Origin of the sequence: Pseudomonas baetica (assembly GCF_019733355.1) — a bacterium.
Taxonomy (GTDB): Bacteria; Pseudomonadota; Gammaproteobacteria; order Pseudomonadales; family Pseudomonadaceae; genus Aquipseudomonas; species Aquipseudomonas baetica_A.
In genome coordinates, this window is the sequence record NZ_JAIHLQ010000009.1 from 149,177 (window position 1) to 171,296 (window position 22,120).

Sequence of the window (22,120 nt, forward strand, 5' to 3'; positions counted from 1 at the left end):
TGCTTGGCAGCCTTGTTTCCACTGATTTTCGAGCTGCCATGAACACCCTCATCCGTAACGTCACTGTCGCCGACCTGGATCGCTGCTACGCCATCGAAACCGTTGCCTACGAAGGCGACGAAGCCGCCACCCGCGAGAAGATCGCCACCCGCATCGCCACCTGGCCGGATGGCTTCATCGTTGCCGAGGTGGACGGGGTCGTCGCAGGCTTCGTCAACTCGGGCGCGGCGTTTGATGTGCAAATGTCGGATGAGGCGTTCAAGGAACTGATCGGCCATGACCCGGCGGGACCGAACGTGGTGATCATGTCGGTGGTGGTGCATCCCGACTATCAGGGCCAGGGCCTGGCCAAGCGCTTGATGGCGGAGTTCATCGAACGTATGCGCGGGATGGACAAGGCGACGATTCACCTGATGTGCAAGGAAAAGCACATCGCGCTTTACGCCGGGTTCGGCTTTGCCTACATCAAACCGTCGGAATCCGACCACGGCGGCATGGCGTGGCACGAGATGATCCTGACCCTCTAAAAAACGCGCACCCCCCCTGTGTACAAGCGGGCTTGCTCGCGAAGGTGCCGTTTCAGTCGATATCTACTTGGCTGACACACCGCATTCGCGAGCAAGCCCGCTCCCACAGGGGCAAGGGGTGGTTTGGAGTGCTTAGTAAAGTGTGTCACGCACTCGCTTCGGTGCTTCGCGGTCGTAGCTGTCCGCGTCGAACTGGCCGTCACTCAGGCGCTTGTGAAAGGCGCCCGCACTCGGCAGGGCAGAGCGCGGTAGATGCGTTTGAGGATTCCACGCGTCCGAACGCACAAGCGCTTTCGAACAGTGGAAGTACGCCGCTTGCACGTTCACCAGCAACACCGTTTTCGCCGGTTTGCCGTTCACTGCAAAACTCTCCAGCAACGCTGGCTCAGCACTGATAGACGCCGTGCCATTGACCCGCAACATCTCGCCAATCCCCGGAATGATGAACAGCAGCGACACTCGTGGATCGTGCAGCACGTTGCGCAGGGTATCGATGCGGTTGTTGCCCGGGCGATCCGGCAGGGCCAGTGTGCGTTCATCAATGATCCGCACAAACCCCGGCGCATCACCGCGCGGTGAATTGTCGAGGCCTTCGGTGCCCACCGAGCTGACGATCACCAGCGGCGAGACCCGCACCATCGCCTGATAGTCTTCGTTGAGAAAAGTGATCTGCTTGCGCACTGAACGCTCGTGAGGCAATCCGTAAATGGCTTCCAGTGCTTCGATTGAATCGATCATCGTGCATCCCCTCGATGATTTAGAAGAACAGCCCCATGCGTCGCTCGTAGCCGATCCGGCCCTTGTACGCTTCGCCGCTGTCGACGAAACCGTGTTTGGCGTACAGCGCGATGGCGGCGTCGTTGTCGGCGTCCACTGACAATTCCAGGCCTTTGATTTCCGGCCACGCCTGGCGCGCGACCTCCGGCAACGCTTGCAGGCATGCCTTGCCGTACCCCTTGCCTTGGGCCCGATGATCGACCTGCAAGGCATGCAACGTGGCGCTGTGTTCATCGGCCCAGGCCGGTAAAACCGGTGGGCGCTTGAGCAACAGGAACGCTACAGGCACTTCGTCCGCCAACAGCGCAAAACCCTTCACGCCGGGCGCCGGTTTCGACAGCAAAGTGTGCAAGGCACCGTGGATATCACCGGAGAATTTGATCTGCTCGGCGCGAATTTCAATGGCCTCGACCTGCTGGCGCTGCAAGGCGTTGAGGCTGTCGTAGGGCACGAGTTTGGCTGACACGGGAATTTCCTTTTTCCTACAAAGATGAGCCCCGGATTCTAGCGACTTTGGCCATCTCGGAAATTTTTTGTTTCGTCTGTCGATCTACCGATTCGCCGAACGACTAAAGGTGTCTTCACAACAAAAGATGGATAGGTGCCCCGGCTCGCCTATCTTCATGTTCGAGGACATCGCCATCGAACCCTCAGAAGCCCTGATCTTCAGCCATAGTTGATCCGTTCGAATCAGGAGAACGCCATGAAATATCTATGCCTGGTTTACAGCGATGAGCGCTTGTTGCACTCGTCGCCAGACAGCCCCGAAGACGCCGAGTGCTGGGCCTACGCTGAGTCGATTCAAGGCAGCGGGCGGATGGTCGCCGCCGAAGCGCTGGAGTCGGTGCAGACCGCCACCACGGTACGCATGCGCAACGGCAAATTGTCGATCACCGACGGCCCGTTCGCCGAAACCAAGGAGCAGTTGGCCGGTTTCTACCTGATCGACGCCAAGGATCTCAACGAAGCGATCCAGGTCGCCGGTAACATTCCGGCGGCGCGGGTCGGCAGCGTTGAAGTACGCCCCGTGCGCCAATTGAATGTCTGAGATCAGGGCGCGGGTTGAACAGGTCTATCGTGAAGACTCGCGGCGGATTCTGGCGACGCTGATTCGTCTGCTCGGCGATTTCGACCTCGCCGAAGAAGCCTTGCACGAGGCGTTCTTTGTCGCGGTCGAGCGCTGGCAGCATGACGGCGTGCCGGACAATCCGCGCACCTGGCTGGTGTCCACCGGGCGCTTCAAGGCGATTGACGTGTTGCGCCGGCGTGCGCGTTTCAAGGCTTCTCAGCCGTTGCTGCTGGCGCAACTCGAAGCGTTGGAGCAGGCCGACTGGAGTGGTGAAGATGTGGAGGACGATCGCTTGCGGCTGATCTTCACCTGCTGTCACCCGGCGCTGGCGGCGGATGCGCAAGTACCGCTGACCCTGCGCGAAGTCTGCGACCTGACCACCGAGGAAATCGCGCGCGCATTCCTGTCGGCGCCGGCAACGATTGCCCAGCGCATCGTCCGCGCCAAAGCGAAGATCCGTGATGCAAAAATCCCTTATCAAGTTCCCAGCCTGAGCGAATTGCCTGAGCGCCTCGACAGCGTGTTGCGGGTGATTTATCTGGTGTTCAACGAAGGTTATTCGGCGTCGATGGGCGCCGAACTGATCCGCGAGGACCTGACCCGTGAGGCCATTCGGCTTGGGCGCTTGTTGATGGAGTTGCTGCCGGAACCCGAGGTCATGGGGCTGCTGGCGCTGATGTTACTGCACGAGTCACGCAGACCGGCGCGCACCTCGCCGAACGGGGAGTTGGTGCTGCTGAGCGATCAGGATCGCTCGCGTTGGGATGCCGGGTTGATTGCCCAAGGCTGTGCGCTGGTGGAGCGTGCGCTGACTACGCGGCGGTTCGGGCCGTATTGTCTGCAAGCAGCAATAGCGGCGGTGCATGCCGAGGCGGGATCGGCAGGGGAGACGGATTGGCAGCAGATCGTCGGGCTGTATGACGTGCTGTTGCGGGTGCTGCCGTCGCCGGTGATCGAGTTGAACCGGGCGGTGGCGGTGGCTCAGCGTGATGGGGCATTGGCTGGGTTGAGCTTGGTCGAGGGGATTCTGGATCGTGGCGAGTTGCAGGACTACCACTTGGCGCATTCGGCGCGGGCGGACTTTTGTCGGCAGTTGGGCAAGGTGGAAGAGGCGCGGGTGGCTTATTCACGGGCGCTGGAATTGACGCGGCAAGCGCCGGAGCAGCGGTTCATTGAAGCGCGGTTGCTAGCGCTGGACTGATCCGAACGGGACGCTGGCCATACCGGCCTCTTCGCGAGCAAGCCCGCTCCCACAGGGGATCGGGGTGGTCATGGAATTTGGGGGTTGCGGTGAAACTGGTGGGAGTGGGCTTGCTCACGAAGGCGGTGTGTCAGGCAGCAGCAACGTTGGCTGATCCTGCGCTTTCGCGAGCAAGCCCGCTCCCACAGTGGATCGGGGTGGTCATGGAGTTTGGGGCTGGCGGTGAAACCGGTGGGAGTGGGCTTGCTCTCGAAGGTGGTGTGTCAGGCGACAGCTACTTTGGCTGATCTTGCGCTTTCGCGAGCAAGCCCGCTCCCACAGTGGATCGGGGTGGTCATGGAATTTGGGGCTGGCGGTGAAACTGGTGGGAGTGGGCTTGCTCACGAAGGTGGTGTGTCAGGCAGCAGCAACGTTGGCTGATCTTGCGCTTTCGCGAGCAAGCCCGCTCCCACAGGGGATCGGGGTGGTCATGGATTTTGGGGCTGGCAGTGAAACTGGTGGGAGTGGGCTTGCTCACGAAGGCGTTGTGTCAGGCGCAGCTACTTTGGCTGATCTTGCGCTTTCGCGAGCAAGCCCGCTCCCACAGTGGATCGGGGTGGTCATGGAGTTTGGGGCTGGCGGTGAAACTGGTGGGAGTGGGCTTGCTCACGAAGGCGGTGTGTCAGGCAGCAGCAACGTTGGCTGATCCTGCGCTTTCGCGAGCAAGCCCGCTCCCACGGTGGATCGGGGTGGTCATGGAGTTTGGAGCTGGCGGTGAAACTGGTGGGAGTGGGCTTGCCCGTGTATGGCCGCCACGCTATTCCAGCATCTTGCTCAATAACCAGCTCCCCGCTGGCCCCGGCGGATGCAGCCGCGACCACAAAGCATCGACAAACACCGGTTTCGGCCAGCCGCGCACGTTCAGTTCCACCAGCGTGCCGTTGCCGAAACGCGCCACCAGCCAGCGCGGCAGCGGTGCCCAGCCGAAGCCCATTTCGGCCATTTCCATCAGCATCAGGTAACTGGGCGCCGACCACACTCGGCCTTTGGCGCGACTGTCGTATGGATTGACGATCGTTGCCAGGCGCAGTTCGCGATGTTGTTCCAGGATCGCTTGATCGATGTGCTTGAGCGTCGTCAGCGCATGCTCACGGCTGACGAACAGGGCGATATCGGTGCGCTCGGCGACGGTGGAAGCCAGCAGGTCCGGCGGGTAACTGTCTTGCATCTCGGCAAAGGCCAAATGTGCCCGACCACGCTGCACCAGTTCGATCAAGTCGTCGCACTCAGCAATCAAACACTCCAGTTCCATATCCGGATAACGCTGCTCGAACCCGATCAACGCCGCTTCAAAACGCGCTGATTGATAGGTGTCGGAAATCGCCACGGTCAGCTTTGGCTCCACGCCTTGGGACAATTGTCGCGCGGTGATTTCCAGGCGGCTGCTGGCCGTGAGAATCGCCTCGGCCCGTTGCAGCATCACATGGCCGGCCGGAGTGAGGGTCGGCTTGCGGCTGCTGCGATCGAATAGCTGCAGATCCAGATCGATCTCAAGGCTGGCCACCGCTGCACTGATGGTCGACTGACTGCGCCCCAGTTTGCGCGCCGCCGCCGAAAACGAGCCTTGGGTCGCCGCTTGAACAAACGCCAACAACACTTCCTGCGAGATCATCAACTATCGCCTTGATCGATGGTTATTGGTTATGAAGTATCGGTTTGGCGTTGGATCATGGCAACCAACTTCACTCAAGGAGTCAGGTCATGACTGCCAACAAATCCATCACTGAACGTATCTTGCAGGCTGTCGGTTTCGAACTGTTGGCCATTGTGATCTGCACACCGTTGCTGGCGTGGATCATGCAAAAACCATTGCTCGACATGGGCGCGGTGACGGTATTGATCGCATTGCTGGCGCTGGGTTGGAACGTGGTGTTCAACCGCTTCTTCGACCGCCTGCTTGAGCGCATGAACATTGCGCGCAACGCTTGGGTGCGAGTGGTGCACGCCTTGTTGTTCGAGGGAGGCTTGATCGTGATGGGTGTGCCACTGATTGCCGGGTGGCTGTCGGTCAGTTTGTGGCAGGCGTTTTTGCTCGACATCGGCGTGTTGCTGTTCTTTCTGCCGTACACCTATGTGTATCACTGGGGTTATGACGTGGTGCGCGAGCGTTTGCTGACGCGCAGCACCTGTGAGGGGTGAAAGCCTGAAGTCGCAGCTCACAAGGCTGCGATTTCAGGACCCCAGGGTTTAGAGAAACATCCCGCCTGAAGCCTCAACCCGCTGGCCATTGATCCACTGCCCACCCGGTGACAACAGCAACGCCAACGCACCGCCAATGTCATCCGGCTGCCCGGCACGGCCCAGCGCGGTATTGCTGGCGACCATGGCGTTCACCGCCGAGTTGTCGCGCACTGCGCCGCCGCCAAAATCGGTTTCGATGGCGCCCGGCGCGAGGATGTTCACGCCGATCTGCCGTGCCCCCAACTCCTTGGCCTGATAGCGGGTCAACACTTCCATCGCACCTTTCATCGCGGCGTAGGCGCCGTAACCCGGCAGGCTGAAGCGGGTCAGGCCGCTGGAGATGTTGATGATGCGCCCGCCATCGTTGATCAGCGGCAGCAATTGCTGGGTCAGGAAGAACGGCCCTTTCAACTGGATATTCATCAACAGGTCGAACTGCTCCGGTGTGGTTTCGGTGAACAGGGCGTGCACGCCGATGCCGGCATTGTTGATCAGGAAATCAAAGCGCTGACGGTCAAAATGTTTGAGCGCTTGCTCGACCTGCGCGGCGAAATCGGCAAAGCCTTCGCTGCGACCCACATCCAGTTGCAGCATCACGGCGTTGGCGCCGAGTTGTTCCAGTTCAGTCACCAGCGCTTGGGCTTCATCGGCGCGGCTGTTGTAAGTGCCGATGATGTCGATGCCCTGCGCGGCGAGGTGCAGGGCGGCGTTTTTGCCCAGGCCACGGCTGGCGCCGGTGATCAATGCGATTTTGCGGTTCATGGGACTTCCTCAATGGCGGTGAGTGGATGGAGCAAAGTTTATTTATCCGCCCTTAGGTGATAAACAGAGCTAAACCGGAATCACTGGTCGAATAAACCGAACAATCAGCGAGTGCCCCCGATGAACAAACTGGAACTGCTGCGCACCTTCGTCCGGGTCAGCGAACTGTCAAGTTTCACCCTCGCCGGGGAGAGCCTCGGCTTGCCGCGTTCTACCGTGTCCGAGCATGTGCAGGCGCTGGAAACGTTGCTTGGCACGCGGCTGCTGCAACGCACCACGCGCAAAGTGCAGGCAACACAGGACGGTTTGGTGTTGTACGAGCGGAGCAAGGATCTGCTCTCGCACATGGACGAGATCGAAGGGCTGTTTCGTCAGGACGAGGCCTCGCTGACGGGGCGGATTCGCGTCGACATGCCGAACATCCTTTCTCGGCGACTGGTCATGCCGTGCCTGCCGTCGTTCATGGCGCGCCATCCCAATCTGGAGCTGGAAATCAGCAGCACCGACCGCCGGGTCGATCTGCTCAGCGAGGGTTTCGACTGTGTGGTGCGGATCGGTGCGCAGCCCGATCAATCCGTGGTGGCCCGGCATCTGGGCGACTTTCCCATGATCAACTGCGCCAGCCCCGCGTATCTGGCGCGCTACGGCGTGCCGCAGACGCTGGAGGATCTGGCGCAGCATCGGCTGGTGCATTACGTCGGCGTTTTGGGGGCGCGTTCGGAGGGTTTTGTCTACGAGGAGGGCGGCCAGGTCCGGCGTTTGCCGATGGCTGGCAGCGTGACGGTCAACAGCACCGATGCTTACGAGTCGGCCTGCCTGGGTGGTTTTGGTCTGGTGCAGGTGCCGCGCACCGGCATGCAGCCGCATCTGGATAACGGCGAACTGGTGACGGTGCTGGCGCAGTACACCGCGCCGGCGATGGCGATTTCGTTGCTGTATGCGCGGCAGCGGCATCTACCGCTGCGCGTGCGGGTGTTCATGGATTGGCTCGGTGAGGTGATCCGTTCCACTCTCTGACCTACATCGCTCTTTGTGATGGGCTGAAAAAAGTGGATCAGTAATCTCCGCGTTTACGAAACGCCCAGCGCCCGGCAATCACGGTAAACGTCGCCACCAGCGCCACCAATATCCAGAACCCTTGCGGGTCTTGCGACAGCGGCACGCCCCCCACATTCATCCCAAAGAACCCGGCAATGATGTTGATCGGCAGTGCCAGCACCGTCACCACGGTCAGGGTGAACAGCGTGCGGTTGCTCTGTTCGTTGAGGTTGGCGGCGATCTCTTCCTGAAGCAACTTGATCCGCTCGCCGAGGGCGGTGAGGTCGTTGATGATCAGCGCAAACTCCTCGGTGGACTTGCGCAACTCCTTCACGTCCTCCTTCTGCAACCACGGCGGCGGACGGTTGAGCAGGCGCAGTAAAGAGCCGGGTTCGAGCGCCAGTAACCGTTGCAAGCGCACCAGTACGCGGCGATTGGCGCCGAGTTCGGCGCGGTTGGTCGACAGTCGCGAGGAGAGCAATTGATCCTCGACCTGATCGACGCTCATGCTGGTCTTGCGCACGATCTGGGTCAGCACTTCGCCCTGGTCGCGCAGCAGGTGTACAAGCAATTCGGAGGGCGAGCGAAAGCGTTCGCCGGCCTTCACCGACGAGCGCAGTTTGTCCACCGAGTGCAGCGGTTGCAGGCGCGCACTGACGATCAGTTTGCTGCGCACGCAGACCCACAGCGTCGACACATCCGACGACACCATGCTGCTGAGGTTGAACACCACGTCGTTGACCACCGCCAACAGCGCCGAGTCGACATGCTCGATGCGCGTCGAACGCGAGCCCTCATGCAACGCTTCAAAAAACTCTTCAGGCAATTGCAGATGGCTTTTCATCCAGCGCTCGCACGCGGCGTGAGCCAGATTGAGGTGCAGCCAGAGGAATTCATCGCTGTCACTGTCACCTTGCAGACAGCGCAATGCAGTGGCCGAATCGATTTCGCGGCCGCGTTCACCGGGCAGAAAACGGAAGCCGTAGAGCAAGCCAAACAAGTCCGGGTCGCGATGACTGATATCGAGGCTGTGGTTCATGGAGGCTCGCTGCGAGGAGGGCGGTTGGCGCAGGGTTTACAGGTTCACCTGAAGGGCATCATCGCAATGTCACATGACGTTTGCGTGACAAAAAAGTGACGTCAAATCAAAGCACTACCGGCGGTCGGGAATATCTCAAGAACTGCTCTGGAGCGCCGATCACAGGTACGTTAGGTTGCGCGCCGTTGGCCAAGCCACGGTTCGCCGACAGGGAAGTCCGGCCACTTTTCACGCCTGAATCGGGCGTGCCTCATCCCTGCCATGAGTACCTGCAATGCTGCAAAAATCCCTGAGAGCGCAAATTCTCGCCCTGCTGAGCGGCAGTCTGCTAGCGATGCTGTTGATCGCGCTGGCCTGCTTTCATTTCCTGTCCAACGGCGTGCAGAGCTACAGCCAACTGATTGCCGGCCCGTTGCACACCTCGCAACTGATCGACGAAGCCAACCTGCAATTCAAAGTGCAGGTGCAGGAATGGAAAAACGTCCTGCTGCGCGGCAAGCAACCGGCGGATCTGAGCAAGTATTGGGGGCAGTTCGAAGATCGTCAGCGCGATGTACAGAACATCCTCGGCGAATTGGCCAGCCAGAAAAGTATTGATCCCGGCTTGAAAACCCGTATCGAACGTCTGCGTGACGAGCATCGCCAACTCGGCGCCGCGTATCAGAAGGGTCGCGATGCCTATGTGGCCGCCGGTGGCGATCCGGTTGCCGGCGACAACGCCGTCAAAGGTGTCGACCGCGCCGCCAGCGATCAGATGAGCGAACTGGTGGCCGAGTTGCGCAAGCAGGGCAGCGAACAGTCGGCATCGATCAGCGCCGAAGCCGATCGCACCGTGTGGCTTGGGCTGTTGGTGATGCTCGCGTCGGGCCTGCTGATCGGTCTGTTGAGCCTGTGGCTGGTCAACCGCAACCTGGTCGAGCCGATCCGCAAATTGATTGATTACGTGACACAGTTGAGTCGCGGCAAACTGGCCGAGCGTGTGGTCAGCGACCGTCAGGACGAGTTGGGCAACCTGGCGGCTGCCGCCAACACCCTGCGTGATTTTCTCGCTGAAACCTTCACTCGCCTGCAACGCAGCGCCAGCGATCTGGACAGCGCCAGCGGCGAGTTGAACGCCATCGCCACCACCATGGCCGGCGGCACCAACGAGCAGTTCAACCGCACCGATCAGGTGGCCACTGCAATGAACGAGATGTCCGCCACCGCCCAGGAAGTAGCGCGCCACGCGGCTGACGCTGCGCGTGCTGCCGACGATGCCGACCAGTCTGCCCAACAGGGTGAGAAGGTTATGCAGAGCACCATCCGCTCCATCACCCAAATGCGCAGCGAAATCACTAACACCGCCACGGTGATCCGTCGTCTCGAAGCCGACAGTGGCCGTATCGGCAAAGTGCTGGAAGTGATTCGCGGCATCGCCGAGCAGACCAACCTGCTGGCGCTGAACGCGGCAATCGAAGCCGCGCGGGCCGGTGAGGCAGGGCGCGGTTTTGCTGTGGTTGCTGACGAAGTGCGCAACCTGGCGCAGCGCACGGCGGAGTCGATCATCGAGATCAATCAGATCATCCAGAACGTGCAGACCGGTGCTGTGGACGCCGCGCAAGCCATTGACAGCGGTCAGGCGCGCAGCGATGAAAGCGTCGAGCAAGTCACTCAGGCAGGCGCGATGCTGGAGCGCATCACCCACGCCGTAGAAGCGATCCGCGACATGAACCGCCAGATCGCCACAGCGGCCGAAGAGCAGACGTCGGTGGCCGAGGACATCTCGCGCAACCTGACCGAGATCACTTCGATTGCGAGCACCAACCTCGACAACGTGCAGCGCACCGAAAGCGCCAGCCAGAACCTGCACGGCCTGTCCGGGCAACTGAACGAAGTCACCGCCCGCCTGAGCGCCTGACTCGTTGACTGTGTACCGGATCGGATACCGAGTCGGTACACAGTCGATCTCAATTTGCGGCGGCCATGGTCGATGACCGGTTATCTATAACCGGCATTGGAGCATTCCCATGGTCAGCATCAGTTCTGTATCGATCAATCAAACCCTCACCACGTCGGCCAGCAAAACGTCGATCAGCGATGTCAGTGAAGACACCTCCACCACGGCGTCGGCCAGCACCGGCACGACCGCTGATACCCGCAAAGTCGCAGCGGGCGGCGCTGCGCAAGCGGGCGACAGCAGTTCCAGCAGCAGCGAAGAATCGGATTCGGTGACAGAACTGCGCAAGCAAATTGCCGAGTTGCAAAAGCAGTTGCAGGAAGAGCAGCAAGCGCTGAAAGCGGCCCAAGCGAAGCAGGACAGTGCTGATGCCAAGGCTGCCGACGTGGCTACCGCACAAGCACAAGTGGCCGCGACTTCAGCTTCACTGCAAACCGCCACGGCGTCGTTGTTGCAGGCGTTGCAGGAATCGGATTCGAGCACATCCGGTTCGCTGGTCAGTACCTCCGCCTAAATGTGGGAGCCTCACCGCCAGCCCCAAACTCCATGACCACCCCGACCCCCTGTGGGAGCGGGCTTGCTCGCGAAAGCGCAGGATCAGCCAAAGTAGCTGCGCCTGACACACCGCCTTCGTGAGCAAGCCCACTCCCACCAGTTTCACCGCCAGCCCCAAACTCCATGACCACCCCGATCCCCTGTGGGAGCGGGCTTGCTCGCGAAAGCGCAAGATCAGCCAAAGTAGCTTTTGCCTGACACACCGCCTTCGTGAGCAAGCCCACTCCCACAGGGTTTGCTGTCAGGCACAAAAAAGCCGCGCGATCCAGTGATCGTGCGGCTTGGTGTGTAAGGTGTATCAGCTATCCAGTTTGTTGCTCAGCACCTTGCCGGTGGTGGCATCAAAGTCCACGTCGTACTCTTTGCCGTCGGCAGTTTTGAGTTCGACTTCGTACTCATAACCGTTGAAGTGGTTATCCAGATCGGTGTCGGTGATGGTCGCACCCGGGTGCAGTTTCAGCGCTTCCTGGTTCATGCTTTCCAGCGATTTGATCTTGCCGGATTTGACCAGTTCGGGGATCTGATCGACACGCACATCAGCCTGGGCCAGGCCTGCGGTCAGGGTCAGAGCGGCGGCGGTAAACAGGGCAGTCAACGTTTTCATCGGGTCATTCCTTGGGTTGTTTGTTGAAGTGGCCTCAGGTTAACCACCGCAACTTAATTCACCCTTAAAACACCGCATCGTCCGCAGAATGCTCTTGTGGGAGCGAACCTGCTCGCGATGCGGACACCCCGGTGACCGATCAGAAACCGTTGTTCTTCAACACCTGATCAACACTGGCCGCTGCCGGGCGTTTATAGAACTTCAACAGTTCGCTGGCGCGGTTGGTGAAGATGCCATCGACGCCTGCGGCCATGACCTTCTCGAAGTCCACCGGCTCATCGGCCGTGTAGACGTGCACCAGCAAGCCTTGATCGTGGGTGTATTGGTTCATCCAAGGCTGCACCAGATCCGAGTAGCTCTGGTCGCCGCCATGGGTCAGCTTCGCCGAAGGGCCGGTACCGATCGCACCATGCGCCTTGGCGAAGTCGACCCACTGCTTGAACTCGGCATCGGACGTCGGTTCCTGTTTACCGTAGAAAGCGTTTTTGTCCTTCTCGCCGGACTCGGCAAAAGTCACCTTGGATTTCGGCTCCATGCCGCCTTCGCCCACCCACAGCAGCAGGATCTTCGGCACTTGCGGCATTTCCTTTTGCAGCAGTTCGAGGCTGTTCTTCTCGAAGGTTTGCAGGATCACCCGGCCTTTGCCCTGACCGACGCTCGTTTCGCTCTTCGCCAGTTTCGAACCGGCCCGGCTCAACCAGCCGCGATCCTGCAGTTTCTCTTTCAGATCGTGTTCGATCCCGGGGAACAGTTGCGGCTCTTTGGTCTCGATATACAGTCCAGGTTTGTGCGCTGGGTTGGCCTGGGCAATGTTGATGATTTCATCGAGGGTCAGAATTTTCAGCCCCGCGTAAGACGGGCGTGCGCGATCCGGATACGCCTTGTTGTACCAGCTACCGGCGTCGAGGGTTTTCAACTCGGCCATGGTGAAGGCATTGGCCGGGCTGTCTTTACGGTCCGGGAATTTGGTCGCGACGTCGGTGGTGCGTTGCAGGGTGTTGTCGTGCAGGGCGAACAGCACGCCGTCCTTGCTGCGCTGCAAATCCATTTCCAGGTAGTCGGCACCCAGATCGCGGGCCAGTTTGTATGAGGCGGCGGTGGATTCCGGGGCATCGAAGGAAGCGCCACGATGGGCGATCACCGCCGGATGCGGAATGCCATGAGCGGCGGCGACTGCATTGGGATCAGTCTGGCTGGCGGCATGCGCCTGACCAAGGCCGAGCAGCAGGCTCAGCATGAGGGCGCTTTTGGTGAACGTGGCGGGCATGTTCGAGTTCCTTTCGCAGGGCAGTTTCAAAGACGTACCTTTTAACAACTGAATCGATTGCCCGCCATCGCCAGACCGACATAAACGTATTAAAAGCCATTTTTCCTGCACTTTTGTGTCGCCGTTTGCAGTACGCTTGCCCTCGGCAGACGCTCCGGCAGAGAGCGCGCCGTCCAATTGCCCTGTGTGTAAACCATCGATCATCTTTCGTGAGGTTTACCATGCACATCACCTCCCAACTCATCTGCCAGGCCGCCGACGACCTCAAAGGCTTTGTGGGCCTCAACCGCAAAACCGGTCAGTACATCGTGCGTTTCAGCGAAGACTCGTTCGGCATGGACGTGGCCGACGACGGCATTATTCCCACCCGTGAATTCGTCTGGGCACCCGCGTCGCCGCAGACCATGACGCTTAAACGCGAGTTGATTCAGTTGTTGCTGAATCAGAATATCGATGACCGCCTCAACATCACCGAACCGTTGCGCGTTTACATGCACAAGCGCGAAGTGCCAGAGATTGTGGCGATGCGCAGTCTGGTGCAGGGCTGAGGGTTTTGTCGTGACGGTGAGTGCCTCTTCGCGAACAAATCCGCTCCCACACTGGCTCTGTGGCGCTCACCAATAACCTGTGGGAGCGGGCTTGCTCGCGAAGGCGCCCTAAAGCACGGCACAGCACCTACTGCCCAAACCGATACTCACGCTCAACCCTGCACACCCGCGTATGGAACGCCGAATACCAGATCGAGCGCCCTCGTTCCTGGATCACCCGATGCTCAGGATTTTGTCGCCACGCTAAAATCGCCGCCTCACTCTCCCAGTACGAAACCGTGATCCCGACACCATCCGCCCCGCGAATCGAATCAATTCCAAGAAACCCCGGCTGTGCGCCCACCAACGCCATCATGCGCTCGGACGCCTCGGCATAACCGTTGTCGCCCTCGGTGCGGGTTGAATTGAAAATCACCGCGAAACAATCTGTAGTCGGCTTCATCAACGTTGCTCCCTGCAAGCCTCGACAAACGCTCGCACCAACGGCGGCATCTGGCCCTTGAGCGCCGCACGTTCCGGTTGAAACAACGTTGCGACAAAAAACCGGTGATCCTTGAGTTCGAATGCCCGCAAATCCCCCGCTGAATCATGCCCCACCGCCTGGAGCTGATGTTTGAGAAGGTCACTCGCGTAGTGTGGATTCACACCGTAGCGGCAGCGATAGCCTTCATGAATCTGCGACGTTTCGTACGCTTGGGCGATCAACGAGCCGGGTAGCAGATGAATGCTGTCCACGGCTTCGATCAGCGAGCAGCTCAGAGGCGTGAGCACGGCTCGCTCTGAATCGGGTGAAGTTTCGCCATGCTCAGCGTCGGCCCAGCCCAGCACATGGCGGGAAAACTCCAGCACGGCATGCTGAAAACCGCCGCAAGTGCCGAGGAAAGGGCGCTGCTGCTCGCGGGCAAAGCGGATCGCCCGCAGTGCGCCAGCTTCACTTTTGTAAGGACTGGCCGGCACGCACCAAAAACCGTCGAAGCCTTCCAGTGGTGTATCGGTGTGGATGTGTTCGGTGGCCAACCAGTCCAATTGCACAGGTTGGCCGAGGTGTTCGGCGACCAGACCGAGTGCCACGGGGATGGCTTGATGGGCGGTGACTAGCGGGTCGTAATCGCCGATCAGGGCGATGCGGATGGCGCGGCTTTCCATGGGGGTTCCCTGCGCTTGTTGATTGATGGCACCCACTATAGATTGGCGTTCACGCACTCAATATTGGCGTTTACCCAAGTGATCAATGCACCGACGCACTATCGGCTCGACTATCCGGATCTGGCCCTGATCCTCGCTTTGGTGCGTGGCGGCTCTCTGGCCCGGGCCTCACAGCTGCTGAAGGTTGACGTGTCAACGGTGTTCCGCGCCGTGCGCCGTCTGGAGGCTGCCCTTGGCCGCGAATTGTTTGAAAAAAGCCGCGCCGGCTATTTACCGACGACGCTTGCACAGACGCTGGCCGAGCAGGCCGAACGTGCCGAGCAAGCACTGGACGCCGCGCGGATCGGCGTGGAGCAGGGTGGCGAAGTGATCAGCGGCACGGTGCGTCTGACGTGCACCGACTCGGTGTTGCAAGGCTTGCTGCTGCCGGCGCTGGCGCAGTTCATGCCCAACTACCCGGCGCTGACCCTCGAATTGAGCACCTCCAACGATTTCGCCAACCTTAGCCGTCGTGACGCCGACATTGCCCTGCGCCTGACGCGCACACCGCCGCAACATCTGGTCGGACGGCAACTGGCGAAGATTTCCTACCGGGTCTGCGCCAGTGTGCGCTACCTGCACAGCGTCGATGCTTCGGATCTGGCAGCGCTGACCTGGATCGCCCCGGATGACTTTCTGCCCGATCATCCGACGGTCGCGTGGCGTCGTCAGCACTTGCCCGGCGTGACCCCGGGCTATCGCTGCAACAGCATGCTTTCCGTCACCGAACTGGTGCGCGCCGGCCTCGGTGTGGCGGCGTTGCCTGATTTCCTGATCAGCGACGGTTTGCAGGCGTTGAGCGAGCCGTTGCAGGGCTACGACACCGCCCTGTGGTTGCTGACCCGCCCGGATTGCCGGGCATTGCGCTCGGTGGTCACGCTGTTCGATGAGCTCGGGCGAGCCCTGCGTCTGCCCTGATCAACGCAGTGGGTTCTGACACACATGCGCGTGTAACTCTTTGGTCAGGCCTTCGATGCGTTCGCTCAGGTCTTTGGTCATTTCAGTGAGGCGGGTGTTCTGTTCCAGCAGTTCAAGCAGTTGCGTGGTGTTCCTCGCGGCTTGGGCCTGGCGCTCGGTGTTGGCTTGCGCCAGTGCTTCACGGTGTTGCGCGTCGGCGTCGGCTTGCGCCTTGTCGCGTGCGGCCTGACGGGTTTGCGCCAGCAGGATCAGCGGCGCGGCATAAGCGGCCTGCAAGCTGAACGCCAGGTTCAGCAGGATGAACGGGTAGACGTCGAATTGCGTCACACCCCACACGTTGAGGCCGACCCACACCGCGACAATCAAGGTCTGCGCGCCAAGGAACAGAGGCGTACCGAAGAACCGCGCAAACGCCTCGGCCCGCAGCGCAAATTTATCGTTGCCAAAGGTTGTGGCGAGGTGGGCGTGGGGGCGGTGGAAGCGCAGGTGGTCGGTGGCAGGTGTTTCAGCTTTTTCAGTGATCATGATGCACTCGGCAGGGCTTGGGACGTGCAGTCACTATAGCGCTGCGTTTTGGCAACCCGCGCGCACAGGTTAAGTCGTCGTACACAAATTGTGTGGTTGACTCAATCTCTGTGGGAGCGGGCATGCCCGCGATGGCCGCGACTCGGTCTACCAGCGATGCACAGATATCAGCCAGGCGCGTGCTCGTTGGCAAACATGCTGACCGCCTGCACCGCTTCACTGGCGCCGTCGCGAATCTGCAAAATCACCGTGCCCGCCTGATTCGCCAGTTCAACGCCTTGCGCCGCGCGACCTCGGGTGCCGTCCATACTTTTGATCGCTTGCCGGGTCTCGTTCTGGATCAAGGTGATCATGCTGGAAATCTCCGCCGTCGAACCGCTGGTGCGCGCCGCCAGTTGTCGCACCTCGTCGGCCACTACCGCAAAACCGCGACCTTGTTCACCGGCGCGCGCCGCTTCGATCGCCGCGTTGAGCGCCAGCAAGTTGGTTTGATCGGCAATCGCACGGATGGTGTTGACGATGGCGGTGATCTGCTCCGAGCGTTCGCCCAGTTGCGCAATCAAGGTTGAAGACTGGGCAATATCCTCGGCTATTTCGCGCATTTCGCTGGCGGCCTGCTGGATCACCTGTGTGCCTTGCTCGGCGACTTTTCGAGTCTCCACCGAGATGTGATAAGCCGCGCTGGCGCTGCGCGCGTCCTGTTCGTGCTGCACCACGCGGGCGGTAACGTCCGAGGCAAACTTAACCACTTTGCACAAGCGCCCGGCGGCGTCGTAGACCGGGTTGTAGTTGGCCTCAAGCCATACCGGTTGCCCGCGTTTATCAATACGTTCGAACTGTCCGTGGAAAAACTCGCCCTGGTTCAACCGACGCCAGAAATCTTCGTAAGCACTGCTGTTGACCATTTCCGGCGTACAGAACAAACGGTGATGTTTACCTTTGAGTTCGGCGAGTGTGTAACCCATGCGCGTCAGAAAATTCTGATTGGCTGTAAGAATACTGCCGTCAAGGTTGAACTCGATGACCGCCATCGCCCGGTCGATGGCCTGCAGCTTGGCATTGGTCTCGCTTTCCTGCTGCATTTTGGTGGTCACGTCCATGGCGTACTTGACCACTTTCACCACACGTCCCGAAGCATCCTTGATCGGGTTGTAACTGGCCTCGAGCCAGATGGGCTCGCCCTTGCTGTCGACCCGTTCAAAGGTGCCTGACAGAAACTGGCCGTTCTTCAGTTGTGACCACATCTGCGTGTACTGAGCACTGCGGCCGAACTCCGGCGTGCAGAAACGTCGATGTGGCTGGCCGATAGCTTGCTCGGGCGTGTAACCCATGGTCTTGAGAAAGTTGTCGTTGGCACGCAACACCACGCCCTCAAGGTCGAATTCGATCACCGCCATCGAGCGATTGATCGCATTGAGCAGGCCGGCTTGCTCGGTGAGGGTTTGCTGGAGATCGTCGATGACGGACTTCTGGCGATTGAAAAACATGCTCGCAGTACTCTGGAAATAGGTTGGGTTAAGGATTCAGTCCTTATTCCCTCGCTGGCAGGCCGAATGCGCGGGCGGCATTCGGCGTTGGCGGCTCAATGCCAGCATTCCATGACTGACAGCTCGCTACTTATACAAAACTTCATAAACTTGTACAAGAAAGTAATTTTTTGCAGGTTTGTATAAGTTTTCTATTGGCATTGTTGCAAGCTTTCGAGCAGGTGCAAGCGACGCTGATGGCGCTGTAAGGCTTTAATTTAAAGGTGTGCAGCGATTTTTTGGATCCGTTTTGCAGTGGAGGGCGATCTTGTACAAGTTTTTAGGCCGCGTCGAACCGTGACTCAGGCTCACGCTTAGCGCCCGCAACCTCACTGAGCACCGCAGAATGGGGGGCGAGCGGTGAGTCAGCGTTGATAACGGGCCAGAAACATTTCCAGTGCCGATTCGGCGACTGTGTTCTGCATGTCGGCATCGAGAGCAGCGCGGCCCATCGACATTTGTGGCCAGAAGCCAAAGGCTTTGAGCAATCCCTGCACCTGGTGCGTGGCGAACTCCGGGTCGACCGGTTTCAGTCGGCCATCGGCCTGCGCGGCACGAATCCACACAGTCAGACTTCCCTCGTGTTCACCCATGCGCTCGACCATGTTTTGCGCACGCTCTGGGGAATGAACGGTTGCGGCAATCGCCACCCGCGCCAATGTAAGGAAGTTCTCGTCCGCCATCATCTGCACCTTGGCCTGCAATATCTGCCGCAACTGATCGCTCAACGGCTGATCGGGGCGATAAATCACCGACGGCTCGGCGCTGATCCGTGCCCATAACTGGTCGAGAATTTCGGCGAAAAGCGCTTCTTTGCTGGGGAAATGGTTGTACACGGTGCGCTTCGACACACCTGCGGTGGCCGCGATCTTGTCCATGCTGGTGATCTCGAAACCGTTGGCGCGGAATTCGGCAATCGCCGCCTGAATGATGGCTTCGCGTTTACGGTCGGTGAGGCGCTGTGGAGCAGTCATAGATACGCTTCGGCAAGGATGGGATGAAATTACACTTGGCAGTTTACTTGCCGTGCGCTTTCATGCAACCTAGAAACTACACCGATCAGTGTAATGTTGCGTTAATCCACGCAGCCTAAAAACCAGACAGTTCGGCCTGTGCGTGCAGCTTGGCCATTTATCGTCCCATCGTGGAAACCGCGAATTACGCGGTTTTCTGGAGTCATTCAATCATGGCCAATCCAGATTCGCTCCCGGATAAAAATTCCACGCCTGACGCCTCTCGACAGGATCAGGGGCTGTTTCGCAATCATGCGCCGGTGCAGCGCGAAGGTTTTCGTAAAATGCTGCGGATCATGTGGAACATGATCTTCCACAAACCGCGCAACACCCGGCCTGCCGCCGCCATCCCGGTACAGCCGCTGACCCGTGAAGACCTGCTGGCCGCGCCAAACCAGAGTATTTATCGCCTCGGCCACTCGACCTTGCTGCTCAAGATGCAGGATAAATTCTGGATCACCGACCCAGTCTTCGCCGAGCGCGCATCGCCGGTCCAATGGGCTGGCCCGAAACGTTTTCACCAGCCACCGATCAGCATCAGCGAATTACCGCCGATTGAAGCGGTGATCCTGTCCCACAACCACTACGACCACCTCGATTACGAGGCGGTACTCACGCTGGCCGCCAAAACCAACGTGTTCCTGACCCCGTTGGGCGTCGGCGACACCCTGATCAAGTGGGGCATCGATGCCAACAAAGTTCGTCAGTTCGACTGGTGGCAAGGCACCGAAATCGCCGGCATCCGCTTCATCGCCACGCCGTCGCAGCACTTCTCCGGCCGAGGCCTGTTCGACGGCAACAGCACGTTGTGGGCGTCGTGGGTGATGATCGACGCCGACACGCGAATCTTCTTCAGTGGCGACAGCGGTTACTTCGACGGCTTCAAGCGCATCGGCGAACAGTACGGCCCGTTCGACCTGACCCTGATGGAAACCGGTGCTTACAACGTCGAATGGCCACACGTACACATGCAACCGGAACAAACCCTGCAAGCGCACATCGACCTCAAGGGTCGCTGGCTGTTTCCCATCCACAACGGCACGTTCGATTTGGCGATGCATGCCTGGCATGAACCGTTCGACCGCATCCTGTCACTGGCCTGGGAACGCAGTATCTCGATCACCACCCCGCAAATGGGCGAGGCGTTCAACCTGACGCAACCGCAGCGTGGGAATGCATGGTGGTTGGAGGTTGAAGGGGAGAGTGAGGCGGTTGTGCAAAACGCCTGATCCCGATGAGTGAATGCTGACGTTGTCTTGTGGTGAGGAGATAAATCCCCTCACCACAACTGCTCACTCCGCCATCGCATAGCCCCCACGCGCCGCCGATTCCACAGCCATCCCCGCCAAACTCGCACTACGCCCCGGCGCAAACCCGGGGAAGAACACCAACCCCTGCGCCTCAAACCGATACGCCAGCGCCAGACGCGCCGCATCGGCGATCTCTTGCTGCGCCTCGAACCGTTGAATGTCGGCTACCGAAACTTCAGCTTCCCGCGACAACTGCTCCACGCTCCAGCCCAGCATCGCTCGGGCCTGGACGCAGTGAGTCGGGGTGAACTGGAAAAGGGCAATGCGTTCGAGGATATGGTTCATCGCAAGAGAGGCCATGGTGTGCTCCGGGCTCAAGAGTGCTGATTGAAAATACACTGTGTTTTTGTACAGTTGTTTTTGGCCGGGATCAAATGCATTTTTTGATTTGCCTTAATTAGCCGCCTCCAACCAGACGGACGGTGCCTGACCGAGAATGCGCCGGAACATCGTCGAGAACGCTGCCGGGCTCTGGTAGCCAAAATCCAGGGCAATCCGCGTGACCGCTTCACCCGACGCCAGCCGCGCCAATGCCTGTATCACGCAGGCTTGTTGTCGCCATTGACTGAAGCTCAACCCGGTCTGTTGCCGAAACATTCTGTTGAAGGTACGCAAGCTTATGTGTAACTGGTCCGCCCATTCCTTTGGTGATTGATGGGCGTACGGTTGATGCAGAAAGTTCTGACACAGTGCGAGCAGTTTTCCCTCAGTCGGCAGGGGAATGTGTAAGGGCAATGGCGCACTGCGCGCCAGTTCATGCAGCAACAGATCGATCAACGCGCCGTCGCGGCCGCTCAGGTCATAGGTCAGCGGCACGTCGACCGCCTCCATCAGCAAATGCCGCATCAGCGGCGACACACTGACCACCTGACAGCGGCCACCCAAGTCCAGCGCGCCCGGTTCGATGTACAAACTGCGAGTGCTCACGCCGAGCATCAACACCTCATGCGCCACCCCCGGCGCAATCCACACCGCGCGCTGTGGCGGCACCACCCAATTACCGTCATGGGTGCTGACCTGCATCACCCCGGTCGCGCCGTACAACAGTTGCGCGCGCCGATGCGTATGAAACGGCAACAGATGACCGTGGGAATAATCCGTACCGATCGCCACCACCGGGCGCGGCGTGTCATCCAGCAGATTGATCGAAACATTGCGCATTGAGGGCTCTCAGCCATTGGCGTAAACGCAAACATTATTGGCTGACTTGCTGAAGCAGGCCAATACCTGTCGCTCTATCGTCGACCGCTCCTCACCAACGGACGACGCCTCCATGCTCTATCTCTTATTGACCCTATTCGGCTGTCTGACCGGCATCACCGCCGTGCTCTTTGGCTTCGGCGGCGGCTTCGTCGTCGTACCGCTGCTCTATCGTCTGCTCACCGCCAGCCACGGCGCCGCTGACCCCGTCGGCCAATCGGCCATGCACATCGCCGTCGCTACCTCGACCTGCGTGATGATCGTCAACGCCCTGATCGCCACCGACAAACACCGCCGCGCCGGCAACCTGATCCGTCATTATCTCTGGCCGCTGGGAGGGTTTATCGGGCTTGGTGCGGTTATCGGTGCGGTCGCGGCGGTGTGGGCCAGTGGCGAAGTCATCCGCTATGCCTTCATCGCCTACCTCGGCGTGACCATCATCGACTGCTTGCTCAGACGCGGCTTTCTCACCCGCAACGAAGGCGTCATCCCCCGCCGACTCAGCAGTACAGAAGTATCCGGCGGCGGTGTAGGAATCGGCGCTATCGCCACGTTCCTCGGTGTAGGAGGCAGCGTCATGACCGTGCCGCTCTTGCGTCGTTGCGGACTGAGCATGTCCCAAGCAACGTCCATGGCCAATCCGTTGAGTGTGCCGGTGGCAATGGCTGGGACGCTGACCTACATGGCCCTGGCCGGGGTCAGCGAGACGGATCTGGGACCATGGTTTATCGGTTACGTAGACCTGCTGGCGTTTGCGGTGCTGACGGTTGGCTCGTTGATCGGGATTAGTTTAGCCACGCCGTGGATCGGACGGATTCCGGATCGGGTGCATGCGTGGGTCTATATTGGATTGCTGATTGTCGTGCTGCTGGTTATCTCGATAAAGTGAGCCTTACAGAC

Annotated in this window: 25 protein-coding genes; 11 read left to right on the forward strand and 14 right to left on the reverse strand. The window is 59.8% G+C overall.

Annotated features, from left to right (window positions below):
* The first annotated feature begins 38 nt into the window (after window positions 1–38).
* Window positions 39–527: a GNAT family N-acetyltransferase gene (locus K5E40_RS11030; protein ID WP_221730745.1), complete on the forward strand. Its 489-nt coding sequence runs from the start codon at window positions 39–41 to the stop codon at window positions 525–527.
* A 132-nt stretch (window positions 528–659) separates the two neighbouring features.
* On the opposite strand, the gene K5E40_RS11035 is transcribed toward K5E40_RS11030, so the two are convergent.
* Both K5E40_RS11035 and K5E40_RS11040 read right to left on the reverse strand, forming a co-directional pair.
* A complete protein-coding gene (locus tag K5E40_RS11035; protein ID WP_221730746.1) occupies window positions 660–1,265 on the reverse strand; it encodes a pyridoxamine 5'-phosphate oxidase family protein in 606 nt (201 codons plus the stop codon).
* Between the two features lie 19 nt (window positions 1,266–1,284).
* On the reverse strand, window positions 1,285–1,770 hold the full coding sequence (locus K5E40_RS11040) for an N-acetyltransferase (RefSeq protein ID WP_221730747.1): 486 nt from the start codon (window positions 1,768–1,770) through the stop codon (window positions 1,285–1,287).
* Window positions 1,771–2,007: 237 nt separating this feature from the next.
* Here K5E40_RS11040 and K5E40_RS11045 point away from each other — a divergent pair, with 237 nt between their 5' ends.
* Together K5E40_RS11045 and K5E40_RS11050 are read left to right on the forward strand one after the other, a co-directional pair.
* Window positions 2,008–2,352, forward strand: a complete 345-nt coding sequence (locus tag K5E40_RS11045) for a YciI family protein (protein ID WP_008081988.1) — start codon at window positions 2,008–2,010, stop codon at window positions 2,350–2,352.
* Entirely contained in the window at window positions 2,345–3,574 is a 1,230-nt protein-coding gene (locus K5E40_RS11050) for an RNA polymerase sigma factor (RefSeq protein WP_221730748.1), read from the forward strand. The genes K5E40_RS11045 and K5E40_RS11050 overlap by 8 nt, the downstream gene beginning before the upstream one ends.
* Window positions 3,575–4,370: 796 nt before the next feature.
* Here K5E40_RS11050 and K5E40_RS11055 read toward each other — a convergent pair.
* A complete protein-coding gene (locus K5E40_RS11055; protein ID WP_221730749.1) occupies window positions 4,371–5,225 on the reverse strand; it encodes a LysR family transcriptional regulator in 855 nt (284 codons plus the stop codon).
* An 89-nt stretch (window positions 5,226–5,314) separates the two neighbouring features.
* Between K5E40_RS11055 and K5E40_RS11060 the strand changes: the two genes are divergently transcribed.
* A complete protein-coding gene (locus tag K5E40_RS11060) occupies window positions 5,315–5,752 on the forward strand; it encodes a multidrug/biocide efflux PACE transporter (RefSeq protein ID WP_221730750.1) in 438 nt (145 codons plus the stop codon).
* 48 nt (window positions 5,753–5,800) lie between these two features.
* On the opposite strand, the gene K5E40_RS11065 is transcribed toward K5E40_RS11060, so the two are convergent.
* Entirely contained in the window at window positions 5,801–6,556 is a 756-nt protein-coding gene (locus K5E40_RS11065; RefSeq protein ID WP_221730751.1) for an SDR family NAD(P)-dependent oxidoreductase, read from the reverse strand.
* 120 nt (window positions 6,557–6,676) lie between these two features.
* Here K5E40_RS11065 and K5E40_RS11070 point away from each other — a divergent pair, with 120 nt between their 5' ends.
* A complete protein-coding gene (locus K5E40_RS11070) occupies window positions 6,677–7,573 on the forward strand; it encodes a LysR family transcriptional regulator (RefSeq protein WP_221730752.1) in 897 nt (298 codons plus the stop codon).
* Between the two features lie 37 nt (window positions 7,574–7,610).
* Here K5E40_RS11070 and K5E40_RS11075 read toward each other — a convergent pair whose 3' ends face one another.
* Complete coding sequence (locus K5E40_RS11075) at window positions 7,611–8,633, reverse strand: transporter (RefSeq protein ID WP_221730753.1); 1,023 nt, start codon at window positions 8,631–8,633, stop codon at window positions 7,611–7,613.
* A 274-nt stretch (window positions 8,634–8,907) separates the two neighbouring features.
* Between K5E40_RS11075 and K5E40_RS11080 the strand changes: the two genes are divergently transcribed.
* Together K5E40_RS11080 and K5E40_RS11085 are read left to right on the forward strand one after the other, a co-directional pair.
* Window positions 8,908–10,530 carry a methyl-accepting chemotaxis protein gene (locus K5E40_RS11080; RefSeq protein ID WP_221730754.1) on the forward strand — a complete coding sequence of 541 codons (1,623 nt, stop codon included), beginning with the start codon at window positions 8,908–8,910 and terminating at the stop codon, window positions 10,528–10,530.
* A gap of 109 nt (window positions 10,531–10,639) precedes the next feature.
* Window positions 10,640–11,083 (forward strand): hypothetical protein, encoded by a 444-nt coding sequence (locus K5E40_RS11085; protein ID WP_221730755.1) that lies wholly within the window; start codon window positions 10,640–10,642, stop codon window positions 11,081–11,083.
* Between the two features lie 339 nt (window positions 11,084–11,422).
* Here the strand turns inward: K5E40_RS11085 and K5E40_RS11090 are convergent, their stop codons facing one another.
* Both K5E40_RS11090 and K5E40_RS11095 read right to left on the reverse strand, forming a co-directional pair.
* Window positions 11,423–11,728 carry a PepSY domain-containing protein gene (locus tag K5E40_RS11090; RefSeq protein WP_221730756.1) on the reverse strand — a complete coding sequence of 102 codons (306 nt, stop codon included), beginning with the start codon at window positions 11,726–11,728 and terminating at the stop codon, window positions 11,423–11,425.
* A gap of 139 nt (window positions 11,729–11,867) precedes the next feature.
* The gene (locus tag K5E40_RS11095) at window positions 11,868–12,995 is read right to left on the reverse strand and encodes a glycerophosphodiester phosphodiesterase (protein ID WP_221730757.1); all 1,128 of its coding nucleotides are present in this window, start codon (window positions 12,993–12,995) and stop codon (window positions 11,868–11,870) included.
* Between the two features lie 221 nt (window positions 12,996–13,216).
* Here K5E40_RS11095 and K5E40_RS11100 point away from each other — a divergent pair, with 221 nt between their 5' ends.
* Complete coding sequence (locus K5E40_RS11100; RefSeq protein WP_221730758.1) at window positions 13,217–13,543, forward strand: DUF2025 family protein; 327 nt, start codon at window positions 13,217–13,219, stop codon at window positions 13,541–13,543.
* A gap of 127 nt (window positions 13,544–13,670) precedes the next feature.
* On the opposite strand, the gene K5E40_RS11105 is transcribed toward K5E40_RS11100, so the two are convergent.
* Complete coding sequence (locus tag K5E40_RS11105) at window positions 13,671–13,985, reverse strand: antibiotic biosynthesis monooxygenase (RefSeq protein ID WP_221730759.1); 315 nt, start codon at window positions 13,983–13,985, stop codon at window positions 13,671–13,673.
* A complete protein-coding gene (locus K5E40_RS11110; RefSeq protein ID WP_221730760.1) occupies window positions 13,985–14,689 on the reverse strand; it encodes a CTP synthase in 705 nt (234 codons plus the stop codon). The genes K5E40_RS11105 and K5E40_RS11110 overlap by 1 nt, the downstream gene beginning before the upstream one ends.
* Before the next feature lie 15 nt (window positions 14,690–14,704).
* On the opposite strand from K5E40_RS11110, the gene K5E40_RS11115 reads away from it, so the two are divergent.
* The gene (locus K5E40_RS11115) at window positions 14,705–15,646 is read left to right on the forward strand and encodes a LysR family transcriptional regulator (RefSeq protein WP_221730761.1); all 942 of its coding nucleotides are present in this window, start codon (window positions 14,705–14,707) and stop codon (window positions 15,644–15,646) included.
* Here K5E40_RS11115 and K5E40_RS11120 read toward each other — a convergent pair whose 3' ends face one another.
* The 3 genes from K5E40_RS11120 to K5E40_RS11130 form a co-directional block, all read right to left on the reverse strand.
* On the reverse strand, window positions 15,647–16,171 hold the full coding sequence (locus K5E40_RS11120; protein WP_221730762.1) for a DUF1003 domain-containing protein: 525 nt from the start codon (window positions 16,169–16,171) through the stop codon (window positions 15,647–15,649).
* Between the two features lie 167 nt (window positions 16,172–16,338).
* Window positions 16,339–17,658, reverse strand: a complete 1,320-nt coding sequence (locus K5E40_RS11125; protein ID WP_221730763.1) for a PAS domain-containing methyl-accepting chemotaxis protein — start codon at window positions 17,656–17,658, stop codon at window positions 16,339–16,341.
* 404 nt (window positions 17,659–18,062) lie between these two features.
* Window positions 18,063–18,671, reverse strand: a complete 609-nt coding sequence (locus K5E40_RS11130) for a TetR/AcrR family transcriptional regulator (RefSeq protein ID WP_221730764.1) — start codon at window positions 18,669–18,671, stop codon at window positions 18,063–18,065.
* A 212-nt stretch (window positions 18,672–18,883) separates the two neighbouring features.
* On the opposite strand from K5E40_RS11130, the gene K5E40_RS11135 reads away from it, so the two are divergent.
* Window positions 18,884–19,939 carry an MBL fold metallo-hydrolase gene (locus K5E40_RS11135; protein ID WP_221730765.1) on the forward strand — a complete coding sequence of 352 codons (1,056 nt, stop codon included), beginning with the start codon at window positions 18,884–18,886 and terminating at the stop codon, window positions 19,937–19,939.
* Window positions 19,940–20,002: 63 nt separating this feature from the next.
* Here the strand turns inward: K5E40_RS11135 and K5E40_RS11140 are convergent, their stop codons facing one another.
* Window positions 20,003–20,320: an XRE family transcriptional regulator gene (locus tag K5E40_RS11140; protein WP_221730766.1), complete on the reverse strand. Its 318-nt coding sequence runs from the start codon at window positions 20,318–20,320 to the stop codon at window positions 20,003–20,005.
* A gap of 93 nt (window positions 20,321–20,413) precedes the next feature.
* Entirely contained in the window at window positions 20,414–21,181 is a 768-nt protein-coding gene (locus tag K5E40_RS11145; protein ID WP_221730767.1) for a helix-turn-helix domain-containing protein, read from the reverse strand.
* A 112-nt stretch (window positions 21,182–21,293) separates the two neighbouring features.
* Here K5E40_RS11145 and K5E40_RS11150 point away from each other — a divergent pair, with 112 nt between their 5' ends.
* Entirely contained in the window at window positions 21,294–22,109 is an 816-nt protein-coding gene (locus K5E40_RS11150) for a sulfite exporter TauE/SafE family protein (RefSeq protein ID WP_221730768.1), read from the forward strand.
* Window positions 22,110–22,120: the final 11 nt, after the last annotated feature.